The organism is Microcoleus sp. C2D2, from assembly GCF_036702495.1.
In the GTDB taxonomy this organism is placed as follows: domain Bacteria; phylum Cyanobacteriota; class Cyanobacteriia; order Cyanobacteriales; family Microcoleaceae; genus Microcoleus.
Genome location: NZ_JAUBTO010000015.1, coordinates 18,430 through 39,672 on the forward strand (window position 1 = coordinate 18,430; position 21,243 = coordinate 39,672).

Below are 21,243 nucleotides of genomic sequence, written 5' to 3' on the forward strand. Positions count from 1 at the left end.
AAAATCTATGAAAATAGTCTTTTTTGGCACTCCCGATTTTGCTGTTCCTACTTTATCCAGTTTGCTAAGTCACCCAGAATTTGAGGTGGTGGGTGTGGTGACTCAGCCGGACAAACGCCGGGGAAGGGGCAATAAATTGATGCCTCCACCTGTAAAAGAAGTGGCTTTAAATCACAGTCTCCCGGTTTGGCAGCCGCCCCGAATTAAGAAGGATGCGGAAACGCTTGCTAAGTTGCGGGAAGCGGAGGCGGATGTGTTTGTGGTGGTGGCTTACGGCCAAATTCTTTCTCAAGAAATTCTGGATATTCCTAGTTTGGCTTGCGTTAACGTTCACGGTTCAATTTTGCCGAAGTATCGCGGTGCGGCGCCGATTCAGCGCTGTCTTTTTGAGGGGGAAAAGACAACAGGAATTACTACTATGCTGATGGATGCTGGCATGGATACTGGGGCGATGCTGTTGAAGGCTTTTGCTGGTATTTCGCTGTTGGATAATGCTGATTCTTTGGCGGATAGGTTGGCGGAAATTGGGGCGGATTTGTTGGTGGAAACTTTGGTAAAATTGAGAGACGATAAGGTTAAAGCTGTTGTTCAAAATGATGCTGAGGCGACTTACGCGCCGATGATTAAGAGTGCCGATTATGTGCTGGATTGGTCGAAAAGTGCGATCGCCCTTCACAATCAAGTTAGGGGCTTTTTCCCGGATTGCACGACGACTTTTCGCGGCAATTCTTTGAAGGTGATGGCCACAGTACCCGTCGGGCCGGAATATTGGCTGCAATTACCGCCGGAGTTGAGAGTTTTGGAACGCGAATGGCCTGTTTTAACCGAGTTGTCGGGCGCGAATGGGGAAGTTGTTAAGGTTGTGAAGGGCTTGGGGGCGATCGTCCAAACCGGTGATGGTTTATTATTGTTGCGGGAGGTGCAGTTACCGGGGAAAAAGGTGCAGTCTGGGGTAGATTTTGCGAACGGAACTCGGTTGGCGGCGGGTGAGGTTTTTGGGAAAGTTGAAGTTACGGATTAGGTAGCACCTGAAACGGTTGATTGTTTTTTTCCCACTGTTGAATAGCTGCATAAAGTTGTGTTTTGCAGAAATAAGAAGATTCGTAGGCAAGTCTTAAGTCTTGTTCGAGTACATTGGCCTCAACTTTTTGGGGGTTGCACGAACCTAATGCTTTGCAAAGTGCGATCGACAAAATAGAAATCATATCGTGACCGCAACAAACGTGCCACATATCTTGAGTATCTGTTTTTAAGTTCTCCATATTTGCTCTAATTTCTTGCTCGTCAAGTCCCGGCATTTGAGACTTGTTTTTTACAGTTTGAATCAACTTCGATTCATTTAATATTAATGTGCGATCGTCCACAAATTTATTAAAAGCTAAATTTTGAAAGTTTAAACAATAATTAAACTTTAGCGAAGCCCATCGCAAATAACCAAGAATTTTGGCACTCTGCAATAAAGTCTGGCGGATATCTTGAGCAAAACGCTCAAGTTTTTCTGTTGAACCGTGTTCCCTAAGCACCTTTTCCAGTGCTGGCGACTTCAGCAGCATAGTTTCAAGATCGTGAGTATCTGTTAAAAGCAAGTTTTGACTGAGTAGAACAGTTTCTTCTAATAGGTCAAAGTCAGCATCAACAACAGCTAAAACGCCAGCAAAGTTATCTTTTTCAAGGATATTTAGCACTTTCACAGCATTATCCTTGTTAGAGGCATTCTCTACACGACACTTTGTGCAGTCTACCAAGTTTTTCCATACCCGCGCATCTGTATCTCCCTCAGCGATTAAAAAAGAACCACTGTATTGTTTATCGGTACGTAACATACGAATCTCGGTGGCAATGTAGTTGGGAGAAAACTTCAAATCTTGCAAGCTTGAAGAAGAAGTAGGTTCTATCATGCCACTGGTCCTTTCAATTCCACTGTCAAATCCCAGCGATCGTCTATAATACCTGGAGCATGAGTAGCGATCAGCACATCAAAGTCTGCCAATTTAATTATTGCTTGTAAATCTTTGAGAAACTGCACTTGCCACGCTAAGTGTAGCGAAAGTTCTGGTTCGTCAATGAGAATCAGAGAGTTAGGCTTGACCTTGAATAGCAACTCATAAAGCATCACTAATTCGTGCTGTTCGCCGGAGGATAAATCAGTAGGCGACAAAGGCTTACCGTCGGGAGTGGTAAATATAAAACCCTTGTCTTTGTCAATTCTAATAGTTTTATAACGAAATCGCTCTGTGATAATTCTTTGAAAAAGCTCTATTTTAGTAGATATTTCGTTGAAAAAAGTATTTTTTTTATCTACATCTTCAAGATAAAAATACAAAATATTTTTTATGGTTTCATCAATGTTTTGCGGAACTTGAAAATCGGGATTTTCGTCTTTATCTAAAAGACCAGTTTTTATAAGACGAGAACGTTGTTCCTCAATTTCATTTGATTTGTTTCGCAGTGCTTCTTCTGTTAAATTGGAGGGTGCTTTGTTGTTGACAACTCTTGCCAGAAACGTTCTGTCAAGAGATTGAGAAAATGCAGCATATTCAGCTAGTTTTATTTGAATATTTTTCGCCATTTCTTGAGAATATTTATCAACTGACAAAATCATTGATGGGTTTTCCCAACTTAACCGTCTTTGAGAGATATCTGAGAGATGTAATAAACGCTGAGATTCTATGAAGCGAACATCGATCGAGCTTTTTAATTCGGACAACCACTTTGGCTCTTGTTTTAAGTTTTCTGAACTTTTATCCAGCCAGGAATCGAATATATCTTGAAAATCTTCTGATTTTCCTGAGTCTTTTTTCTGAAGTCTCTCTAATTGTTGAATGAGCATCGGTAAGTTTGTTCTATCAGAAGACCTAACACTACTATTTGAATCCAATGATAAATTTAGTGTAAATTCAGGTGGCTCAATATCCAAAGTATTAGCATGGAATATTAATTTAATTTCTTTTTTTTTCTTGCTTACTTTGCCAATAACTTTAGTTATTTGCAGGTGACTGCCATTATCAAAGTCTAGTCGAAATTCTTCAAAAGGAATGCTGAGAATTTCTGAGTATTGTGAATTAAAAAATCCATTAATCAACCTAAGTAAGGTTGTTTTACCGATCCCATTCATTCCGTGAATAATCGTGATTCTATCTTCCATGTTCAAGGAAACCGGATGATTGAAAATCCCAAAAAGTTTGGTAACAGAAATTTTACTTATTCTCATTTTTGCCTCTTGTTAAACATTGCAAGACAGAACTTATCGGGTTCGATCGCTCATAATATCTCGATCGGGGCGGGTTGACGAGTTATTGGACTTGTATGAGAGACATTGGCGAACCCGCCCCTACAGCGCCACACATAAATGATTAGCAATAGCTTGTTTAAAATTCTACCAAAACTTCCTCCGCGCCGCCCAACAAACCCTGCGCCGCCTCCAACATACTCTCTGCAACATCTTTCAAATCTTCCCGACTTGCTAAATAAGTTTTCAAAGCTTCTAAGGGTTCTATACTATTATTAGCATTCAATTCGGGCAACCGCGGCCTCGCTAGCTGACTGACTAATTCCGGCTGGATTGTGTAGCTGTGCGCTTCGCCCAAAAGTGTATGCAATTCTCCGTTGTCGATTAAATCTAATTGTTCCGATCGCAATTGGTAAATCAATCTCACAACCGCGTCTTCGATCTGCTTCTTGCCAATAGCTTTAACTAACTCGGCTTGCGGGTTTTCCGATTCGGAAACATTCACTTTAATAGTCTGAAACACCCGCACTGGCAAAGCGCAAAATTCCCACTCAGCTTTCCCCCGTTCCAAATTAACTAACACAAAACCTTTATCTTCTTTCTCTTCGCTAAAATCAACTCGTTCGATACTTCCCGGATAAATTACGGGCGGATTGTTGGAAGCATTGAGATTTTGGTGTTTGTGAACGTGCCCGAGAGCAACGTAATCAAAACAAGGGCGAGTTAGCATGGAAACGGGTATGTTAAAACCTTTACCAACGGCTAAAAAACGTTCGGCGCCCAGACTTGCTTTATCGGCCATTAAGTGCGCTAAAAGTACGGTTGGTATGTCCGGGTTGAGGCGGCGGATTTCGCCTTCCATTGCGATCGTCAGTTTTTCGGTTAATAATTGGTTAACATCACCCATAGAAAGGCTTTCAGTCTCGGATCGCGTCATGAGAGTCGATCGAGTCAACCAAGGCAAAGTAACCACCTGTACGGACCCGCTGCGGGTTTGAATGAGGTGAGTGTCCAGGCGATCGCCTACAATAAACTTAGGTATCCCCAAAGTCCGGTAAATTCCCAAACTCGCGCCGCCTTGTCCTTGAGAATGTTGGTCGTGATTTCCTACCAGCAAAACCGTCGGAATTTGCGCGTCAACCAAGCGGCTGAATTGGCGAGCAAAAGCCTCTTTGACAAACGGTGGAGGCGTCGAATCCGGGAAAGCATCGCCGCCGAATATGACTAAATCTACGGGTTCAGAAATTGCTCTATCCATACATTTACTCAGCGTCGCCGCGAAGTCTTCCAGTCGCGTATTTAAACCAGTTTCTGGATTAATGCGGCCGTGAGAAAAGCCGCTTCCCATGTGAATGTCTGAAAGGTGAAGAATTTTAATCATTGTTCTTTTTTTTGTGAGTTGTTATACCTAAACATCTGTACCGACAAGGCATTGCCCTGTCCGTACCCGTGCCTCAACGTGGTTCTAATTCGACGCTGCGCCGATTTGGATTGATGCGTTTCTCGATCGCAAATATTTTCTTCTCTTCCTCAAAGCCGAGTTCGTGAAACTCTTTAAATAAACATTCTACCTCAATTTTTGCAATAACAGTTTCCAGCCACTTATCAAATGAATCGCATTCAATACTTCTAAAAGGTTCGCTTTTGCAGTCGAAACTGATAATTTGTCCCGGCATACCGCCGAAACAGCCTTTTGTATCCACAACCCGCAGCCACACATCATCTAATTTCATAAACGGAATCCATGCTTCGTTCCAATATTCTCCTGGCTGCCATTCTTGAAAATAAATTTTGCTCTGGGCGTCCCAAAAATCTTTCTCCTTCCCAATAGATTCCAAAGGTAAAATACTCCTGCCGTGTTCAAAAGGAAACAGCCAGTCATCCTCTAAACTCTCATAAGCCGAACCGTTACACCAGCGATAAAAATCGTAAAATGTTTCTGGAAGCGATTGTTTGTAACGATTTTTGAATAATTTTATTTCCGGTTCTGCTACACCGGGATTGAGCAAATCTAGAGCGTCAGGACAGCAGCGTTTTAAGGTTTTGGCGAAGGTGCGGACGAGAGGAGTTAGGGGGTGAAAGTGTAGTTTCATACATCACAATATAAGGCCGGGGACTTTTTGGTAAACTTGGGCGATCGGGCAGCTAAAATCTATACTCATTAACTCTAACTCATCTCCTTGTCGGTAAGTTTGAGAAACCCAATTTCCTTCAGCATTGAGTCGAAAACATTCAATTTTGATTTCGGATTGAGTGATGAGTACGTATTCCTGCAAACTCGATGCAGTTTGGTAATCTGCAAATTTATCGCCTCTGTCGAAAGCTGCCGTTGAGGGCGACAATACCTCAACTACTAAAGATGGATAGAGAATGAAATCTTCAGTAGAACCTGTATCTCTTTCGTCGCAAGTCACCGCTACATCAGGGTAGTAATAACAATTAGCCTCTTCCAGTCGGACTTTTATATCTGATGAAAGAACTAAGCAGGAACTCTCGCGGAGATGATTGTTAAGCAAACTTGCTAAATTTACTGAAATAATGATATGGGGCTTTTTTGCCCCAGTCATTGCATAAACCTGTCCGCGCCTGTACTCGTGTTTGATGGGGCTTACTCGTTCGCCTTCTAGGTAATCTTCTGGGGAGATGTAGAAATTATTTTTGCTGACAAACATTGATATTTCCTCCGCTGATTTTATTTGATACTATTTGTTAAATTTCGCAGACCCGGGTTGGAAACTGCACTGCCGTTTCCCTACAAATTTAACACAACTCTAAAAATCTGGCGTGCCACAATTTGCCACTTTCCGTCAAACCCTGCGATCGCACTTTAATTTTGACTCCCCGAGGGTTAGCCTCGTAGAGTCGGGCAATTTCCTGCATTTCCCCGGCGCTAAAACCCGTTCCTACTGTTCCTACTGGCACTAATTTGCCCTCAATTTCTTGCGCGACTTCGATCGCGCTGAAAGGCCGCCCCGCAACTTTTGTCGGCGTCAGCCCGACAATAAACAAATCGTTTTCCTGACAGTATTTAGTCCTCACCATCGGATATTTCTTAACATCTTTGCCGCCGACATAGTGGCAGTCGTGCAGAACCCAAACTTCTCCTTCTCTGTTTTCAGCTTCCTGCTTCTGGGCTAGTAAAACTTTTTCTGCTGCGGTGCGATAGGTCGGTATAATTTCAAATTCTTTCGACAAACTAGCCAGCATTTCGCCAAGGGCTACTCCCCCAGCAATGCGTTCTGATTCGGCGATTTGAGTGAGGTCTTTGCCGTGGGAAAACAAACATTTAAAAATGGCATAAACTGCGGTTGGCTGGGCGGTCGGAAAACCGCTTTCAATATTAACTGTAGCAGCTTGCGCCCCGGTGCGGTGTTCGCTGCCCGTACAGCTTTTGTAATACAGTTCGCCGTCTAAAACAAAGGTGCCAATTTTAGCGGCTGTGTCGATTAATGCGCGATCGATCTCAACCGATGCCTGTTGCCGCAGGTTAGTCGATCGCGATTGGTAGTATACTCGATCTGGCGTCGCAATGACAACTACTCGATTGCCGTCGCGTTTTGGCTGTCCCCAATAATCGGGATTTTCGATGTAATAAGAACGTTCACTCGGCGCGTCCACCGGCTGCATCGTGACAATCCTTCCCGGCTGCAAATGCGGTGGTAATTCGGGAACAATCGGATTGTAAACAGTCTCTATTTTGGCAGCCGTCGTTGATTTTGCAGCCGGAGCAAGATTGGTGCTAGATTTGTTTGGAGGATTCAGGGCGATCGGCTTTTCTCCGGTTTCTAATTCAAACGCTCTTTTCCAAAAGCCGATCGCCATTTCGGGGTATCCTTCCGACTCCGCGCACAGTGCAAAACCAATAACTTTTGCCGTACCGATGCCGCGCCCGTAATCAGCCAAATACTGCACGGCCCCCGCTTCACCCATCAAGTGCAATCCTCGCGTGACGATGCGATTGTTCCAGCGTTCTCGAATGTCGGCGCTAATTTTTTTAGCTGCTTTTCGCTTTGCTTCGGCGTATTCGGTGCAGTCCATACTGCCTCCTTGCTGTAGGGCTATTTTGACAATATACTTTAACTTGATTCATTAGTCAAGTTAATTAGAACTAAGTTTACAACTAGGTGGTTGTGAATAAACCTAAGTATTTCCTTTGTGAAGTAGATTTATTTTTTTACCGCAGAGGGCGCAGAGAGCACAGAGGAAGAGAAGAAAGAGAGTAATCTAAAATCTCCAATCCCCAATCTCAAATTGATACCAGTTCGCAAAAAAAAATGCTACTGCAGGCAAGATCCAAACCATGATAGTCATCCCTTCCCAATCTAAAATCTAAAATCTAAAATCTAAAATCTAAATAGGTGGTTGTGAATAAACCTAAATATTTCATTGGTGAACTAGATTTATTTTTTTACCGCAGAGGCGCAGAGGGCACAGAGGAAGAGAAGAAAGAGAGAGGGGGTTGTAGTCGTGTTTTGAGGTCAAGCGCAGTAATCTGTTCGCCGCAAATGCTAAGATAACCTCGATCGCGCCTTGAGGTCAATGATGCCACGGCTTGCTTATTGCAAAGTCGGGTTCGCCAACTTGCGATCGCAGGTTTGAGAATTTAAGATCGAGTTTAATCTTACTGTTATGATGCGATTGATTTTGTACAGCAAACCCGGATGCCACTTGTGCCAAGGGTTGCAAGAAAAACTCGAACAGATTGAAAGCCTCAAGTTTCAACTCGAAGTCAGAGATATTACCGAACGCGATGACTGGTTTCAAGCTTATCAGTACGAAGTTCCAGTTTTGTTTAAAGTCCAGCCCCAGCCAATAAATTCTGCTGGCGAGGCTGCATTCTCTCCTGAAGAACTGTTACCCCGTCCTTCTCCCCGCTGCAGTGTAGTCCAATTGGAGCAAATGTTACAGAAATATTTGCAAATCGATCCGTCACAATAATACGATTTACGCAAAAACTCAGGTCTTAATCCTGGCCTCGGGGTGCGCGGTGCGCACTTTACTCTAGGTCCATAGGGTTTGCACCGGGCACAGCAAAACCCATAGGGTTTGCACCGCGCACAGCAAAGACTTGTAGATAGCGGCTCAAAAAATGTGTTGCGCAAGTCATATTCAAGACATCCAAGTGAGGAGTTTTTCAGATGAAATTGAGAGAATTATTAGCAGCAGTTCCCAGCATTTCCTTTGACGCCAAACATCCCGCCCTCGATGCCGAAGTCAAGGGTTTATCCACTAATTCCCACGCTTGTAAGTCGGGGGATTTATTTTTGGGAATGCCGGGAACGCGGGTAGACGGGGGAGATTTTTGGCAAAGTGCGATCGAATCTGGTGCACTTGCCGCCATAATTTCCACCCAAGCAGCCGAGAAAACACCCCCCCAACCCCCCCTTAGCAAGGGGGGGCTAGAAGAGCTTCCTTCCCCCCTTAGCAAGGGGCTAGAAGAGGTTCCCTGCGTCATAGCAGCAGCCGATATGGCTCAAGTTTGCGGTCAAATAGCAACCGCATTTTACGACAATCCAGCTAGCAAATTAAAACTTGTCGGCGTTACCGGGACTAACGGCAAAACTACAACAACTCATTTAATCGAATTTCTGCTCAATCAAATACAGTTGCCGACGGCGATTTTCGGCACGCTTTATACTCGCTGGCCGGGCTTCCAACAAACTGCACTTTACACCACACCTTTTGCGGTTGACCTGCAAAAGCAATTAGCAGAAGCTGTAGTCGCCGGATGCAAATATGGCGTGATGGAAGTCAGTTCCCACGCTTTAGCACAGCAGCGAGTTTTGGGGTGTTCTTTTGAAGTTGCTGTCTTTACAAATTTGACTCAAGACCATCTCGATTATCACCGCGATATGGAAGATTATTTTGAGGCAAAAGCCCTTTTGTTTGGTTCGGATTACCTCAAAAATCGCGCTGTAATTAATATTGACGACCCCTACGGCCAGCGGATATTTGAAACTTTCAATCCCGACCGAGTTTGGAGTTACAGCACAGTTCTGAAAACGGCAGATTTGTATGCTTTTGATTTGCAGTATCAGCCCAATGGAGTTAAGGGAATGCTGCACACTCCCAAGGGCGAAACAGCTTTTTCTTTGCCTTTAGTCGGTCAGTTCAATTTATCAAATATGTTGGCTGCTGTCGGTGCTGTTTTAGGATTGGGTTTAGATTTGTCCGCAGTTGTGGACAAATTATCTCAGTTTTCGGGAGTTCCGGGACGGATGGAACGGGTGCAAATTAGTCCCGACCAAGATATTAGCGTGATTGTGGATTACGCCCACACTCCAGACAGTTTGGAGAACTTGTTGAAGGCGTCGCGGCCGTTTATTCCGGGTCAGATGATTTGCGTGTTTGGCTGCGGCGGCGATCGCGATCGCACTAAGCGCCCGATCATGGGTAAAATCGTTGCAGAATTAGCCGATTTAACTGTTGTTACTTCCGACAATCCGCGCACCGAAAATCCCGATCGCATTTTGGAGGATATTTTAGCAGGAATTCCCGCTGCCGTAAAGCCGATCGCGATCTGCGATCGAGCCTCTGCAATTCGCACTGCTATTATGGACGCTAAACCGGGAGATGGCGTGCTGATTGCCGGAAAGGGACACGAAGATTATCAAATTTTTGGTACCGAAAAAGTCCATTTTGACGATCGAGAACAAGCGCGAGATGCCTTGAAAGCCAGGATGAATTCGCTTAACTGAAGTCGGTTAACTGTTAACGGTTAACTGAAGTCGGTTAACTGTTAACGGTTAGCTGTTCCCTGGGTGCGAAATTTGTTTTATTTTTCAGTATTTCTACTAAGGTAGAATCTGATTTGCACTCTTATTATAAGAATTTGCACTAGATTATAATAAATAGTAAGACAAAAATTTCTAATAAAAAAATAATTATTGCTATGATAGAACTAACTGGCTATCAAATTCTCGCTCGAGTTTACTCAGGCACTCGCACCCTAGTTTATCGCGGAACTCGCCTCTGGGACCAAAAACCTGTAGCCATCAAAGTCTTGCGCAACGAGTATCCCAGCTTCAGCCAACTCTTGCATTTTCGCAATCAATACACGATCGCCAAAAACCTGAATTTGCCCGGAATCATCCAAACCTACAGCTTGGAAGCCTACCGGAACGGCTATGCGCTGATTGTGGAAGACTTCGGGGGAATTTCTCTGAAGGAATGGACGGGGAAAGGGAAAACCGTTCCTTCTCTGGTTGAGTTTTTCCAAATTGCGATCGACCTGAGCAATACATTAGATCTACTTTACCGCCACCGCATCATTCACAAAGACATTAAACCCACCAACATCCTCATTAATCCTGAGACTAAACAGGTCAAACTCATTGACTTTAGTATTGCATCATTGCTGCCGCGAGAGACTCAAATGCTGATGAGTCCCAAAGTGATGGAAGGAACACTCAGCTATTTATCTCCCGAACAAACAGGAAGAATGAATCGCGGCCTCGACTACCGCACAGATTTCTATTCTCTCGGTGTCACCTTTTACGAGTTGCTGACAGGAAAATTGCCATTTCAATCCAGCGATCCGATGGAAGTGATCCACTGTCATATTGCCCACCACCCGCCATCGGTACGTGAAATTAATCCCCAAATTCCCCTTGTCCTCTCGGCAATTGTCAGCAAATTGATAGCCAAAAGTGCCGAATCTCGGTATCAGAGTGCATTAGGGCTGAAAGCCGATTTAGAAAATTGTTTGCAGCAAATCAATGAGACAGGTAAAATAGAGAGTTTTGCCATTGGGAGGCAGGATTTTTGCGAGCGCTTTATCATACCAGAAAAACTCTACGGCAGAGCAACCGAAGTCGCTGCATTATTAGCAGCATTCGATCGAGTAGCAAACCCCTCTAGCTCTCGTTCCCAGGCTCTTCTGGGGAACGATAGAAACGGTTCAAAAGAAGACTCTCCCTTGATTGAGGGGAGCTCGGGTGACTCGAATTTATCCCGCAGCGAAATGATGCTAGTTGCCGGATTTTCTGGCATTGGGAAAACCGCTGTAGTCAACGAAATCCACAAACCCATAGTTCGCCAACGCGGTTATTTCATCAAAGGCAAATACGACCAATTCCAACGCAACATTCCCTTTAGTGCTTTTGTGCAAGCATTCCGAGATTTAATGGAGCAATTACTCTCAGAAAGTGACGCTGAACTCGAACAATGGCAAAGAAAAATTATCACTGCTGTTGGCGAAAACGGTCAAGTTATTGTAGAAGTAATTCCCGAACTCGAACGAATTATTGGCAAACAACAGCCTGTCTCTGAACTTTCGGGAAGTGCCGCAGAAAACCGTTTTAATTTACTTTTCCAAAAATTTATCTCTGTGTTTGCTACACAAGAACATCCCTTAGTGATTTTTTTGGATGATTTGCAATGGTCAGATTCAGCATCCCTGAAGCTGTTGCAAGTGTTGATGAGTGAAAAAGATAGTCAGAATTTGCTGGTAATTGGGGCATATCGAGATAACGAAGTATCCCCGGCTCATCCATTTATGTTGGCAGTAGCAGAGATGGAAAAATCCCAAGTAACGGTAAATACTATTACCTTGGAACCTCTGAGTCAAGTCGATATTAACGATTTGATAGCAGATACGCTCTCGTGCGATCGCATTCTTGCTCAGCCATTAACCGAGTTAGTTTATCACAAAACCAAAGGCAATCCATTTTTTGCCACGCAATTTCTCAAAGCGCTACAGGAAGATGGGCTGATTGTGTTTAACCCCACCCCCCTTTCATCCCCCCTTACCAAGGGGGGACAGAGGGGGGTAACAGGAGGGTGGCAGTGCGATATTGCCAAAGTCAAAGCCCTAACTATCGCCTCGGATGTGGTGGAGTTTATGGCGGTGCAATTGCAGAAGTTGCCGCCAGAAACTCAGGAAGTGCTGAAGTTGGCTGCGTGCATTGGAGCGCATTTTGATTTGAATACATTGGCGGTAGTCAGCGAGAAGTCGCCAGAAGAAACTGCTGCAGATTTGTGGAAATCATTGCAAGAAGGATTCATCTTACCAACCAGTGAAATTTACAAGTTTTATCTAGGGAAAGAAGAGCGGAAAAGCACCCCCACCTTGCCAAATACCACCGCTCAATTACCTCACTACAAATTTCTACACGATCGGGTTCAGCAAGCTGCTTATTCATTAATTCCCGATGACCAAAAGCAAGCAACCCATCTCAAAATAGGAGAGTTGCTTCTACCGAATTTCTCCGAAGTTGAAAGAGGAGAAGAAGTATTCGATATTATTAATCATTTTATCATTGCCTCTGAGTTAATAACGCAGCAGGAAGAACGAACTAAGTTAGCTAAGATTAGTCTCTTTGCCGGGCAGAGAGCAAAACTCTCAACTGCTTATGAATCGGCGATAAAATATTTAGCGTTCGGTTTAAGTTTCCTACCCAGTAATAAATGGGAATCTGCTTATGAATTGACATTTATTGTCTACTTGGAAAGTATTGAGACTGAGTTTTTGGGTGGCAGCTTTGACCGAGCTGAAAATTTAGTAAAAATATGTTTTAGCAATGCTAAATCTAGTCTCGATCGAGCAAAAATTATTGCTATTCAGCTAACTCATTATCAAAATAAGGCACTTTATCAAAAGGCTATCCAGGTAGGAATTGAAGGGCTGAGACTGTTAGGCTTAGAACTGTCGATTATGCCAAACGAAGCGGAGTTAGAAGCGATGGCTCTGGCAGTTAAAAAAACCTTAAATCAGCGCGCCGTTGCAGGACTGATCGACGCACCGCTCATTGTCGATGAAGAACGCCAGATGCAGATCAAACTGCTAATGAACATGGTACCGCCCACTTACCTGACTAATCAGGAGTTATTAGTGTTGGTTGTTTTACACATGACCAATCTCTGTTTGCAATACGGGAATACCAATGTGGCGGGTTTTGTTTATGTTTGGTATGGGACAATTCTTTGCCAACGCTTTCAAGACTATGAATTGGGCTATGAGTTTGGACTTTTAGGGTTGAAGGTGAATGAAAAATTTAATAACACCACCCTGAATGGCAAAATTTATATGTCCTTCGGCAACTTTATCAACCATTGGCGCAAGCACGTTAGTTCTAATCTTGCTCTGCAACAAGCTGCTTATCAGGGGGCAATGGAGGTAGGCGATTTTTCTTGGTGTCATCACAGTGCTCTGTTCAGTTTCTGGCAACAGGCGATCGTCTCCAGCGATATTCACAGTTTGCTGGCCCGACATGAAAAGTACATCAGCTTTGCCGAACGGACGGAGATTACGACAGCCTTTGCCCTAATTCTTCAGTGCAAGCTGCTAGAGAATTTGCAAGGGCTAACGATAGGGAAGTACAGCCTTAGCTCTGAAACATTTGATGAAGAGTCTGCGCTAGCAACGTTCAATGAAATTGGCTATGGCTATGGCAGTAGCACTTACTATTTCGCTAAAGCCTTTTTGTTTTTCACCTATTGTGAGTATGCTAAGGCTTATGAAATGTTAGTAGCGGCGGCCGAGTTTTCTAATACACTCTATGGGCAATTTCAACCTGTCCTGCATTGTTTTTATCAGTCTTTGAGTCTATTGCAACTTTATGGGGTAGCAGCCCAGAAACAACCAAAAGATTATCAACAAGTTATTCAGAAGAATCGGGAACAACTTCAAGTTTGGGCAGACAACAGTCCTGAAAACTGTCTGTCCAAATTTCTGCTTTTAGAGGCGGAGATGGCTCGTGTTGCTCAAGAAAAATGGCAGGCTGCTGAGTTGTACGATCGCGCCATTCAACTCGCTCAAGAAAACCAATTTCTCAACGAAGAAGCCCTCGCCCACGAACTCGCCGCTAAATTCTACCTCGACTGGGGCAAAGAAAAAGTCGCTGCCGGCTATATGCAGGAAGCCTACTATTGTTACGCCCGCTGGCGAGCAAAAGCGAAAACCGATGACCTAGAAAAACGTTATCCCCATCTGCTGCGCCCCATCTTACAAGAGGCAGCCGTGCCCCTCACTATTTTTGAAACCCTCTCCACGCTCACCAATACCACCTCCTCTATTTCTTCGAGCAGCCAGCAAATTACCTCAAGCACCTCCATCAACCATGCTCTAGATTTTTCGACCCTGCTGCAAATCTCTCAAGTCATCTCTAGCACGATCGACATGGATGAATTGGTGCAAATTCTTACCCAAACCATGCTACAAAACTCCGGAGCCGATCGCTGTGTACTCATGCTCTACCGAGATCGACAATGGCAAGTGCGGGCGATGGCTACCTGGGAACACATTAGCCTGCAAAGGTCACCCCTAGAGAACAATCCCACTGTTCCGGTTAAATTAATTCAGTATGTCAAAAACACCCTAGCAACAGTTGCCATCGATCACCTCAAAACCGATCTGCCTGTGATTGACGATTATTTAGAGCACCACCAACCGGAGAGTTTGCTGGGCTTGCCAATTCTAAATCAGGGGAATTTGATCGGCATTTTGTATCTAGAAAATCGCATAACCAGTGGGGTGTTTAGTCACGATCGCCTCCTAGTGCTGAATTTTCTCTCTAGCCAAGCGGCGATCGCTCTGGAGAATGCCCGCCTTTATCATCAAGTGCAGCAGACTTTGAATGAACTTCAGCAAGCTCAGATGCAAATGATCCAAAGTGAAAAGATGTCAGCATTAGGTAATCTAGTGGCCGGGGTGGCCCATGAAATCAACAACCCCGTTGGTTTTATTGCCGGGAACCTTAATGAAGCTAATGCTGGAGTCCAAGATTTAATTGATTATTTGCGTCTCTATCAAGAAAAGTTTCCTCAACCAGGAGCAGAATTGATTGAGAAAGCAGAGGAAATAGATTTAGATTATCTAGTACAAGATTTACCCAAGATGTTGAGTTCCATGAAAATAGGGTGCGAGCGCATCAAAAACATCAGCACCTCCCTCCGCACTTTCTCTCGCGCCGATACAGCACATAAAGTTGAGGCAAATATCCACGAAGGACTCAATAGCACTTTAATGATTTTACGTCATCGCCTGAAAGCTAACGACAAGTATCCTGAAATTCAAATCATTAAAGAGTACGGCAATATTCCCAAAGTCAAATGTTATTTGGGACAATTAAACCAGGTATTTATGAATTTGCTGGCAAATGCGATCGATGCCTTAGAACAATCCAATCAAGGACGAAATTTTGCCTATCTTCAAGCCCATCCCAATCAAATCACTATTCGGACGAAAGTGGAAGGTGAACGGGTAAAAATTTCCATCGCCGATAACGGAAACGGAATGTCGGAAGAGGTAAAAAATCGTATCTTCGACCATCTATTTACCACTAAAGACGTGGGCCAAGGGACTGGGCTGGGACTGGCGATCGCGCGTCAAATTGTAGAAGAAAAACACGGCGGAAAACTGAGTTGTATTTCTGTACTGGGAGAAGGAACGGAGTTTGTCATTGAGATTTTAATTGATTAAAACTAATAGACATCGTGCAAAAGTCTATCTTGCGATATCAAAAAGTAGGTCGGAAAGCGGAAAATTAACTAACAGCTAAATTCAACATTAATTTACAGGCAAAAACTCAGCATTTATCGGGCTTTTGCAACTGTTTGTGATGGCGGAAACTTCTTTTGCCGAAGGCATTCCATAATTTTAGCACCTGATACATATTTAGGCTATTTTGTCAATGCGTAAGTCCTATTTGATTGCAGGCCGGACTGTTTATGATTGCGGGCCACTACACCTAGGGAGCTAGCTCCCTGATTCTCCTCCGTTTATTCTGCTTGACTTCATTTCAAGTTGACATTAGGCAAAAAATACTGATAAACTAGACTCCAGTATCTATACCAAGGGACTTTGACATTGCATCAATACGACTTTATATATCGCTTTCTGAAAATGGCTGCTATCAATGTAGTCTCGAATATTACAATACCCTTATCGGGTGCAATCAGCGTAGCTTTCCTGGGACACCTGTCAAACATTAGTTATTTAGCAGGGGTGGCATTAGGTGCTATTTTGTTTGATTTTCTCTACGAAAGTTGTTCTTTTATCAAGTCAGGAACAACTGCAATTACATCTCAAGCAGTTGGACGAGATGACCGAGAAGCCATACTTCTAGCAGGGCTACAAAATGGTTTAATCGCTTTGGGATTGGGTATGCTTTTTCTGCTGCTGCAATACCCTTTGGGGAAGCTAGGCTTTATGTTGTTGAACGCTACTCCCGATGTGCAACTTGCCGGTATTACTTATTTTAATAGTCGGATTTGGGGAGCGCCCGCGGCTTTCCTCAACTTAGTGTTAGTTGGATGGTTTCTTGGAAGAGAACAAAACCGCAAAGTTCTTTTCCTCACTATTATTGGGAATGTTGCTAATGTTGCACTGAATTACCTTTACATTGTCCTTTGGGATTGGTCAAGCATGGGGGCGGGATTGTCGCAGGCTATTAGCCAGTATATAACCTTATTTGTAGCGCTTGTGATGATTGGTCGTGAATTTTCCTTAAAAGAAATAGGTAGTTTAACAGGAAAAGTCCTAAATTTCTCCGCATTGCAAACTGCTTTTGTTCTGAATGGCAATCTATCTGTTAGGTCTATAGTTATCGTATCTATTTTTATCCTTTTCAATGCTTTTAGTGCAACATTGGGGACTGAGGTTCTGGCTGAAAATGTTTTACTCCTCCAAATAGTAGCATTAAGTATGTATATGTGTGATGGAGTAGAATACGCTACTGTAACTTTAATCGGTAACTTTCAAGGTCAAGGAACAACAGATAAATTTGTGCCACTTTTGCAAATTGCATTAGCAACTAATCTGGTGATTAGTTTAGTAGTTGGGCTAGCTGCTGTCTTTTTTACTGACCCTATATTTCATCTGTTCACTAGCCATTCAGAATTGATAGAAGCAATTAAAATTTATATCCTTTGGATACCCGTTGTTGTAGCGGGCGCGGGAGTTGCTTATGTTCTAGATGGATATTTTTCTGGCTTGGGTGAGGGTTCTGCTGTACGCAATACGTACTTGGTCAGTGGCTTACTGGGACTTATCTTTCTATGTTTATCAACATTTTATTTTCATAGCAATCATTATTTATGGTTAGCTTTATCCGTATTTATGTTATCTTGCACGTTAGTTTCGGGAATACAGATACCTATGACATTGCAATCAAATGAGGAAAAGGAGCCTGTCGCCAACTCATAATTTAATTTATCTTGAAAAGACCGCCAAAACTATCATTGCCCTGTAGTATCTTGGACTGTTACAATTATTGTGACGAATTATATTCATTTTTTCGTAAATGAATATAAAAAAAACTGTGAAATAAGAAATACAAATGAAATACAGAAAATTGGGTAACAGCGAATTGCATATTTCTGAAATCAGTCTGGGTTCCTGGGGTATTGGTGAGGGTGTAGAACAGCAAAATGCAGAGGCTTGCATTTACAAAGCCTTTGACGTTGGTATTAACTTCATTGACACTTCTAATTCTTATGCGGCTGGTGGCGCTGAGTCATTTCTAGGGGAAGTATTACAAGGAATTGAGCGATCGTCGTATATCCTAGGGACCAAGGTCTTCTTTCCCACATCACCTACTGACCAAGGACTGTCCGCAGCCCAGATCGGAAAACAAATCGATGCTTCTTTAAATCGATTGCGTACCGATTATGTTGACCTGTATCAATGTCATCGCTACGATCCGAACACACCTTTGGAGGAAACAATGACGGCACTCACTGAGGTAGTGCGTCAGGGAAAAGCTCGTTACATCGGCTTTAGCGAGTGGAGTCCAGAGCAAATTCAATCTGCGTTCAATATTGCTGGTGTTGAACGCTTTGTTTCCAGTCAGCCTCAGTATTCTATGCTGTGGCGCACACCGGAAGCTGAAGTCTTTCCATTGTGTGCAGCTAATGGTATTGGTCAGATTGTTTGGTCGCCATTAGCTCAAGGTGTACTTACAGGCAAATACCAGCCAGGACAAGTTCCACCTCAAAATTCTCGCGCTGCAAATGAAAAAATGAATTGGTTTTTGCTGGAGGAGTTGTTTAGCGATCGCATTCTAACAGCAGTAGAGAAACTGAAACCCATTGCCCAAGACTTAGGGTTGAGTATGCCACAGTTAGCCCTGGCTTGGGTACTGCGGTCTGAGTACGTATCTTCAGCCATTATCGGTGCTAGTCGTCCGGAACAAATTGTTGATAACGCTGCTGCATCAGGAGTACAACTGGATGCGGACGTATTGGCAGCAATTGACCAGGTACTGGTATCAGTGGTTCACAAGTAAGGTTGACATCTCCCCTCGCTGGAAGCAAGGGGATTTAAGCGGATGTTGCGTAGCGGGTCTAGAAGACCCGCTACGCAACGATTACCGAAAACCTGGGTTTAAAGCCCCGTCCTTTTAGGACGGCTTTTCTTTTTATAGCCACAAACTGCTATAAAGTGCTAGAATGTTTGCATGATAGCACTAGAGTACAAGTTAAACGGTAAGCCAGCACAATATCGGGTCATCGACGACATGATCCGAACCGCTCAGTTTATCCGAAACAAGGCTCTACGCTATTGGATGGATAATCAAAACGTTAAGCTGTCAGACCTCTACAAACAATGCGCCATATTGGCGTGTGAGTTTGCATGGGCCCGAAAACTTAACTCAATGGCACGTCAGGCTTCGGCTGAATGTGCCATTTTTGCTATCCAACGTTTCTTCGCTAATTGCAAAGCCAATAAACCTGGAAAGAAAGGATATCCGCGATTTAAGAAGTGCGCGCGCTCTGTGGAGTACAAAACATCAGGATGGAAGCTTTCTTCTGACAAAAGAAGTCTGACTTTTACCGACGGTTTTGCAGCAGGTACTTTTAAATTAGTCGGTTCTCGCAACTTGCACTTCTATGCTCCTGACGAGATGCGAGCGAGTTCGGGTTGTCCGTCGGGCTGATGGCTACTACGCCCAGTTTTGCGTCAACGTAAAACGGACAGAGGAAGTTAATCCAACAGGTAAGGCTATAGGTATCGACGTTGGGTTGAATCACTTTCTGACTGACAGTAACGGAGCAACCGTTCCTAATCCTCGCCATCTGCGTAAAAGCGAGAAGGCACTTCGGAGAGCCGCGCGAAAAGTCTCTAAAAAGAAGAAGGGGTCAGCCAATCGCAAGAAGGCTATCAACAAACTAGGGAGAAAACACCTCAAAGTCAGTAGGCAGCGTAAAGACTTCGCCATCAAGACGGCGTTGTGCGTAGTGAAATCTAGCGATTTCATCGCCTACGAAAATTTGCAGGTTAAAAACATGGTGAAAAACCGCAAACTTGCTAAGTCAATCAGCGATGCAGCTTGGAATCAGTTTGCTCAGTGGTTGCAATATTTAGGGAAAGTGTACGGAAAGACGGTTGTTGCTGTCGCTCCTCAATATACATCCCAAGACTGTTCGGGTTGTGGCAGCGCGGTTAAAAAGTCGTTATCGGTTAGGACTCATATCTGTAATTGCGGAACCGTATTAGACCGCGACCACAATGCCGCGCTGAATATTTTAGCGAAGGCTCTACGGCAAACAGGAATTGAAATAAATACGGCGGGGCACGCCGGAATTAACGCTTGGGGACAGACCGACCTCTACTCGTTGGTGGTGACACCAACGGGCAAGCCGACTGGTTGAACCAAGAATCTCCGTGCGTTTACGCCGGAGAGTGTCAAGATATGATTTATCTAGTCGTCTAAACAAATCAAATCGTTGTGGAAGTGTCAAGGCTTCCCTACCCACCTCGGCTAGGTTAATACCTAGCTGTGTCGCTACTTTTCTCATAATGTTGGCAGCGCCATTACAGTCAGCGTCAACCAAAATTCCTTGAGATGTTTTGTACATACCGCGCTCAACTCTGACACCTGACGCTCTCCATCCTTTGGGTTTTTCACCATGTCTCGGCAGAGAATCACCATCCAGAAATGAGGCTTTACTTGTGTTAGCTTCCTCAGTAATTGTGAGGATTATTCCGTACTCCAAGCCAAGTTGTTTTAGGCGCTCAATTAATCGCCCCGTGGGAATAACAACAAAATTATGATTGTTGCGTTTTCCCATGTCAGAACGCTGTTTCTGTCCCTCGTTCCAACCAATAACAAGATTGCCAATGCGGTCGCTAAGACACCCGTTAATGATAAATCTTGCTGTTTTGTTGACAGCGTCACGCATCTGGTTATTACGCTGGCGCTGTACCCGGTCAAGGTTAGAGTCCCAGTAAAAATCCGACTTTCCTTGCTTATACTTGGCAACTAGGCGGCAATAACCTTGATTCATTGACTTGAGCTTACGCCCATCAATAATGAGGCTCTTGCCGCGAGTTGAAATACCTGTTAACCAGTTTGTTCCTCCGCGATCAAAACTCCAAGCCTGTGAGTAGTCAAGGTTGGGATTGCTGGTAATTACTGTCTTTTCGTCATCTATCACCCAATCAATCCACAGTTCGCCATAACTGGGACGAATTGTTACTTCCTTGACCCAGTCCGAATCAATGAACTCTGGCAGAGGCAATGCAATATCAGTAATTAGATGTGGCTTGGTTTGTCTGCTAATTGATGGGTAAAAACATCCATCTTTGTAATTCAAAGCTTGACGGGGAAAAGTAACAATCCCTAAGCCGCCTTTCTTTCTATATTTTAGCAACGAAGGTCTGTCAACTTCTCCTCTGTAGTAGAGATTAACTAAACCGTTGTAGCTCACAATCGACTCACCAATAGTCTTGAGGGTTTGCTGTGCTGACTGAGCCGCCATCGCCTTGTAGTGAGGATTCTCCTTAAGAACCTTGTCCAGTTCAGGATAAAAAGTCTGGCACTTGTAGGTTTTCCAACCGTAGCAAAGTTCGTCTTCACGCCAGTAAGTCCTGAACGCATTCTCTTGTTGTTCGAGTTGTGCGTAGTGGCTTTGACGGGTATGGTAAACAGCACAATTGATTAGGCTGTTAGCGTGTTCGCACTGGTCAACCCAAAAGGCTTTTTCTTCTTCGTTGAACTTAGCTTCGATTGGAATTGTTCTATACAACCTGTCATCACCTCCTGTAGTTAAGTATCTGATCTGCTATTGAA

The 21,243-nt window shown here is 43.9% G+C and carries 15 protein-coding genes; 8 read left to right on the forward strand and 7 right to left on the reverse strand.

The annotated features are described in order from the left end of the window. The first annotated feature begins 7 nt into the window (after nucleotides 1-7). Nucleotides 8-1,021 (forward strand): methionyl-tRNA formyltransferase, encoded by a 1,014-nt coding sequence (fmt, locus tag QUB61_RS07515; protein ID WP_333125788.1) that lies wholly within the window; start codon nucleotides 8-10, stop codon nucleotides 1,019-1,021. Here the strand turns inward: fmt and QUB61_RS07520 are convergent. The 6 genes from QUB61_RS07520 to QUB61_RS07545 form a co-directional block, all read right to left on the reverse strand. Beyond that, nucleotides 1,011-1,898 (reverse strand): DUF4435 domain-containing protein, encoded by an 888-nt coding sequence (locus QUB61_RS07520; protein ID WP_333125786.1) that lies wholly within the window; start codon nucleotides 1,896-1,898, stop codon nucleotides 1,011-1,013. The two genes, fmt and QUB61_RS07520, sit on opposite strands and share 11 nt — an antisense overlap. Further along, the gene (locus tag QUB61_RS07525) at nucleotides 1,895-3,211 is read right to left on the reverse strand and encodes an AAA family ATPase (RefSeq protein WP_333125784.1); all 1,317 of its coding nucleotides are present in this window, start codon (nucleotides 3,209-3,211) and stop codon (nucleotides 1,895-1,897) included. Before QUB61_RS07525 ends, QUB61_RS07520 begins: the two co-directional genes overlap by 4 nt. Nucleotides 3,212-3,368: 157 nt before the next feature. Next, complete coding sequence (locus QUB61_RS07530; protein WP_333125782.1) at nucleotides 3,369-4,610, reverse strand: exonuclease SbcCD subunit D; 1,242 nt, start codon at nucleotides 4,608-4,610, stop codon at nucleotides 3,369-3,371. A 73-nt stretch (nucleotides 4,611-4,683) separates the two neighbouring features. Next, nucleotides 4,684-5,322: an SMI1/KNR4 family protein gene (locus QUB61_RS07535; RefSeq protein ID WP_333125779.1), complete on the reverse strand. Its 639-nt coding sequence runs from the start codon at nucleotides 5,320-5,322 to the stop codon at nucleotides 4,684-4,686. Nucleotides 5,323-5,325: 3 nt separating this feature from the next. Continuing rightward, a complete protein-coding gene (locus QUB61_RS07540) occupies nucleotides 5,326-5,901 on the reverse strand; it encodes a Uma2 family endonuclease (protein ID WP_333125776.1) in 576 nt (191 codons plus the stop codon). 88 nt (nucleotides 5,902-5,989) lie between these two features. Then, entirely contained in the window at nucleotides 5,990-7,267 is a 1,278-nt protein-coding gene (locus QUB61_RS07545) for an ATP-dependent DNA ligase (protein ID WP_333125773.1), read from the reverse strand. 594 nt (nucleotides 7,268-7,861) lie between these two features. Here QUB61_RS07545 and QUB61_RS07550 point away from each other — a divergent pair. The 7 genes from QUB61_RS07550 (at nucleotide 7,862) to QUB61_RS07580 (ending at nucleotide 19,822) form a co-directional block, all read left to right on the forward strand. Next, nucleotides 7,862-8,167: a glutaredoxin family protein gene (locus QUB61_RS07550; RefSeq protein ID WP_333125820.1), complete on the forward strand. Its 306-nt coding sequence runs from the start codon at nucleotides 7,862-7,864 to the stop codon at nucleotides 8,165-8,167. Between the two features lie 200 nt (nucleotides 8,168-8,367). Continuing rightward, nucleotides 8,368-9,927, forward strand: a complete 1,560-nt coding sequence (locus QUB61_RS07555) for a UDP-N-acetylmuramoyl-L-alanyl-D-glutamate--2,6-diaminopimelate ligase (RefSeq protein WP_333125771.1) — start codon at nucleotides 8,368-8,370, stop codon at nucleotides 9,925-9,927. A 194-nt stretch (nucleotides 9,928-10,121) separates the two neighbouring features. Further along, on the forward strand, nucleotides 10,122-15,650 hold the full coding sequence (locus tag QUB61_RS07560) for an AAA family ATPase (protein ID WP_333125769.1): 5,529 nt from the start codon (nucleotides 10,122-10,124) through the stop codon (nucleotides 15,648-15,650). A 387-nt stretch (nucleotides 15,651-16,037) separates the two neighbouring features. Beyond that, nucleotides 16,038-17,375 (forward strand): guanitoxin biosynthesis MATE family efflux transporter GntT, encoded by a 1,338-nt coding sequence (gene gntT, locus QUB61_RS07565; RefSeq protein WP_333189888.1) that lies wholly within the window; start codon nucleotides 16,038-16,040, stop codon nucleotides 17,373-17,375. Nucleotides 17,376-17,508: 133 nt separating this feature from the next. Next, nucleotides 17,509-18,456, forward strand: coding sequence for an aldo/keto reductase family protein (locus tag QUB61_RS07570; protein ID WP_333125764.1), 948 nt, complete (start codon nucleotides 17,509-17,511; stop codon nucleotides 18,454-18,456). A gap of 171 nt (nucleotides 18,457-18,627) precedes the next feature. Beyond that, the gene (locus QUB61_RS07575) at nucleotides 18,628-19,107 is read left to right on the forward strand and encodes a transposase (RefSeq protein WP_333125761.1); all 480 of its coding nucleotides are present in this window, start codon (nucleotides 18,628-18,630) and stop codon (nucleotides 19,105-19,107) included. Then, nucleotides 19,061-19,822, forward strand: coding sequence for a transposase (locus tag QUB61_RS07580; RefSeq protein ID WP_333125759.1), 762 nt, complete (start codon nucleotides 19,061-19,063; stop codon nucleotides 19,820-19,822). The genes QUB61_RS07575 and QUB61_RS07580 overlap by 47 nt, the downstream gene beginning before the upstream one ends. On the opposite strand, the gene QUB61_RS07585 is transcribed toward QUB61_RS07580, so the two are convergent. Continuing rightward, nucleotides 19,709-21,199: a transposase gene (locus tag QUB61_RS07585; RefSeq protein WP_333125756.1), complete on the reverse strand. Its 1,491-nt coding sequence runs from the start codon at nucleotides 21,197-21,199 to the stop codon at nucleotides 19,709-19,711. The genes QUB61_RS07580 and QUB61_RS07585 overlap by 114 nt on opposite strands. Nucleotides 21,200-21,243: the final 44 nt, after the last annotated feature.

Bases quoted from the DNA above. Each gene is read 5' to 3' on its own strand.
- fmt (WP_333125788.1), top strand. From the start codon at position 8: ATGAAAATAGTCTTTTTTGGCACTCCCGATTTTGCTGTTCCTACTTTA.
- QUB61_RS07520 (WP_333125786.1), bottom strand. From the start codon at position 1,898: ATGATAGAACCTACTTCTTCTTCAAGCTTGCAAGATTTGAAGTTTTCT.
- QUB61_RS07525 (WP_333125784.1), bottom strand. From the start codon at position 3,211: ATGAGAATAAGTAAAATTTCTGTTACCAAACTTTTTGGGATTTTCAAT.
- QUB61_RS07530 (WP_333125782.1), bottom strand. From the start codon at position 4,610: ATGATTAAAATTCTTCACCTTTCAGACATTCACATGGGAAGCGGCTTT.
- QUB61_RS07535 (WP_333125779.1), bottom strand. From the start codon at position 5,322: ATGAAACTACACTTTCACCCCCTAACTCCTCTCGTCCGCACCTTCGCC.
- QUB61_RS07540 (WP_333125776.1), bottom strand. From the start codon at position 5,901: ATGTTTGTCAGCAAAAATAATTTCTACATCTCCCCAGAAGATTACCTA.
- QUB61_RS07545 (WP_333125773.1), bottom strand. From the start codon at position 7,267: ATGGACTGCACCGAATACGCCGAAGCAAAGCGAAAAGCAGCTAAAAAA.
- QUB61_RS07550 (WP_333125820.1), top strand. From the start codon at position 7,862: ATGCGATTGATTTTGTACAGCAAACCCGGATGCCACTTGTGCCAAGGG.
- QUB61_RS07555 (WP_333125771.1), top strand. From the start codon at position 8,368: ATGAAATTGAGAGAATTATTAGCAGCAGTTCCCAGCATTTCCTTTGAC.
- QUB61_RS07560 (WP_333125769.1), top strand. From the start codon at position 10,122: ATGATAGAACTAACTGGCTATCAAATTCTCGCTCGAGTTTACTCAGGC.
- QUB61_RS07570 (WP_333125764.1), top strand. From the start codon at position 17,509: ATGAAATACAGAAAATTGGGTAACAGCGAATTGCATATTTCTGAAATC.
- QUB61_RS07575 (WP_333125761.1), top strand. From the start codon at position 18,628: ATGATAGCACTAGAGTACAAGTTAAACGGTAAGCCAGCACAATATCGG.
- QUB61_RS07580 (WP_333125759.1), top strand. From the start codon at position 19,061: ATGCTCCTGACGAGATGCGAGCGAGTTCGGGTTGTCCGTCGGGCTGAT.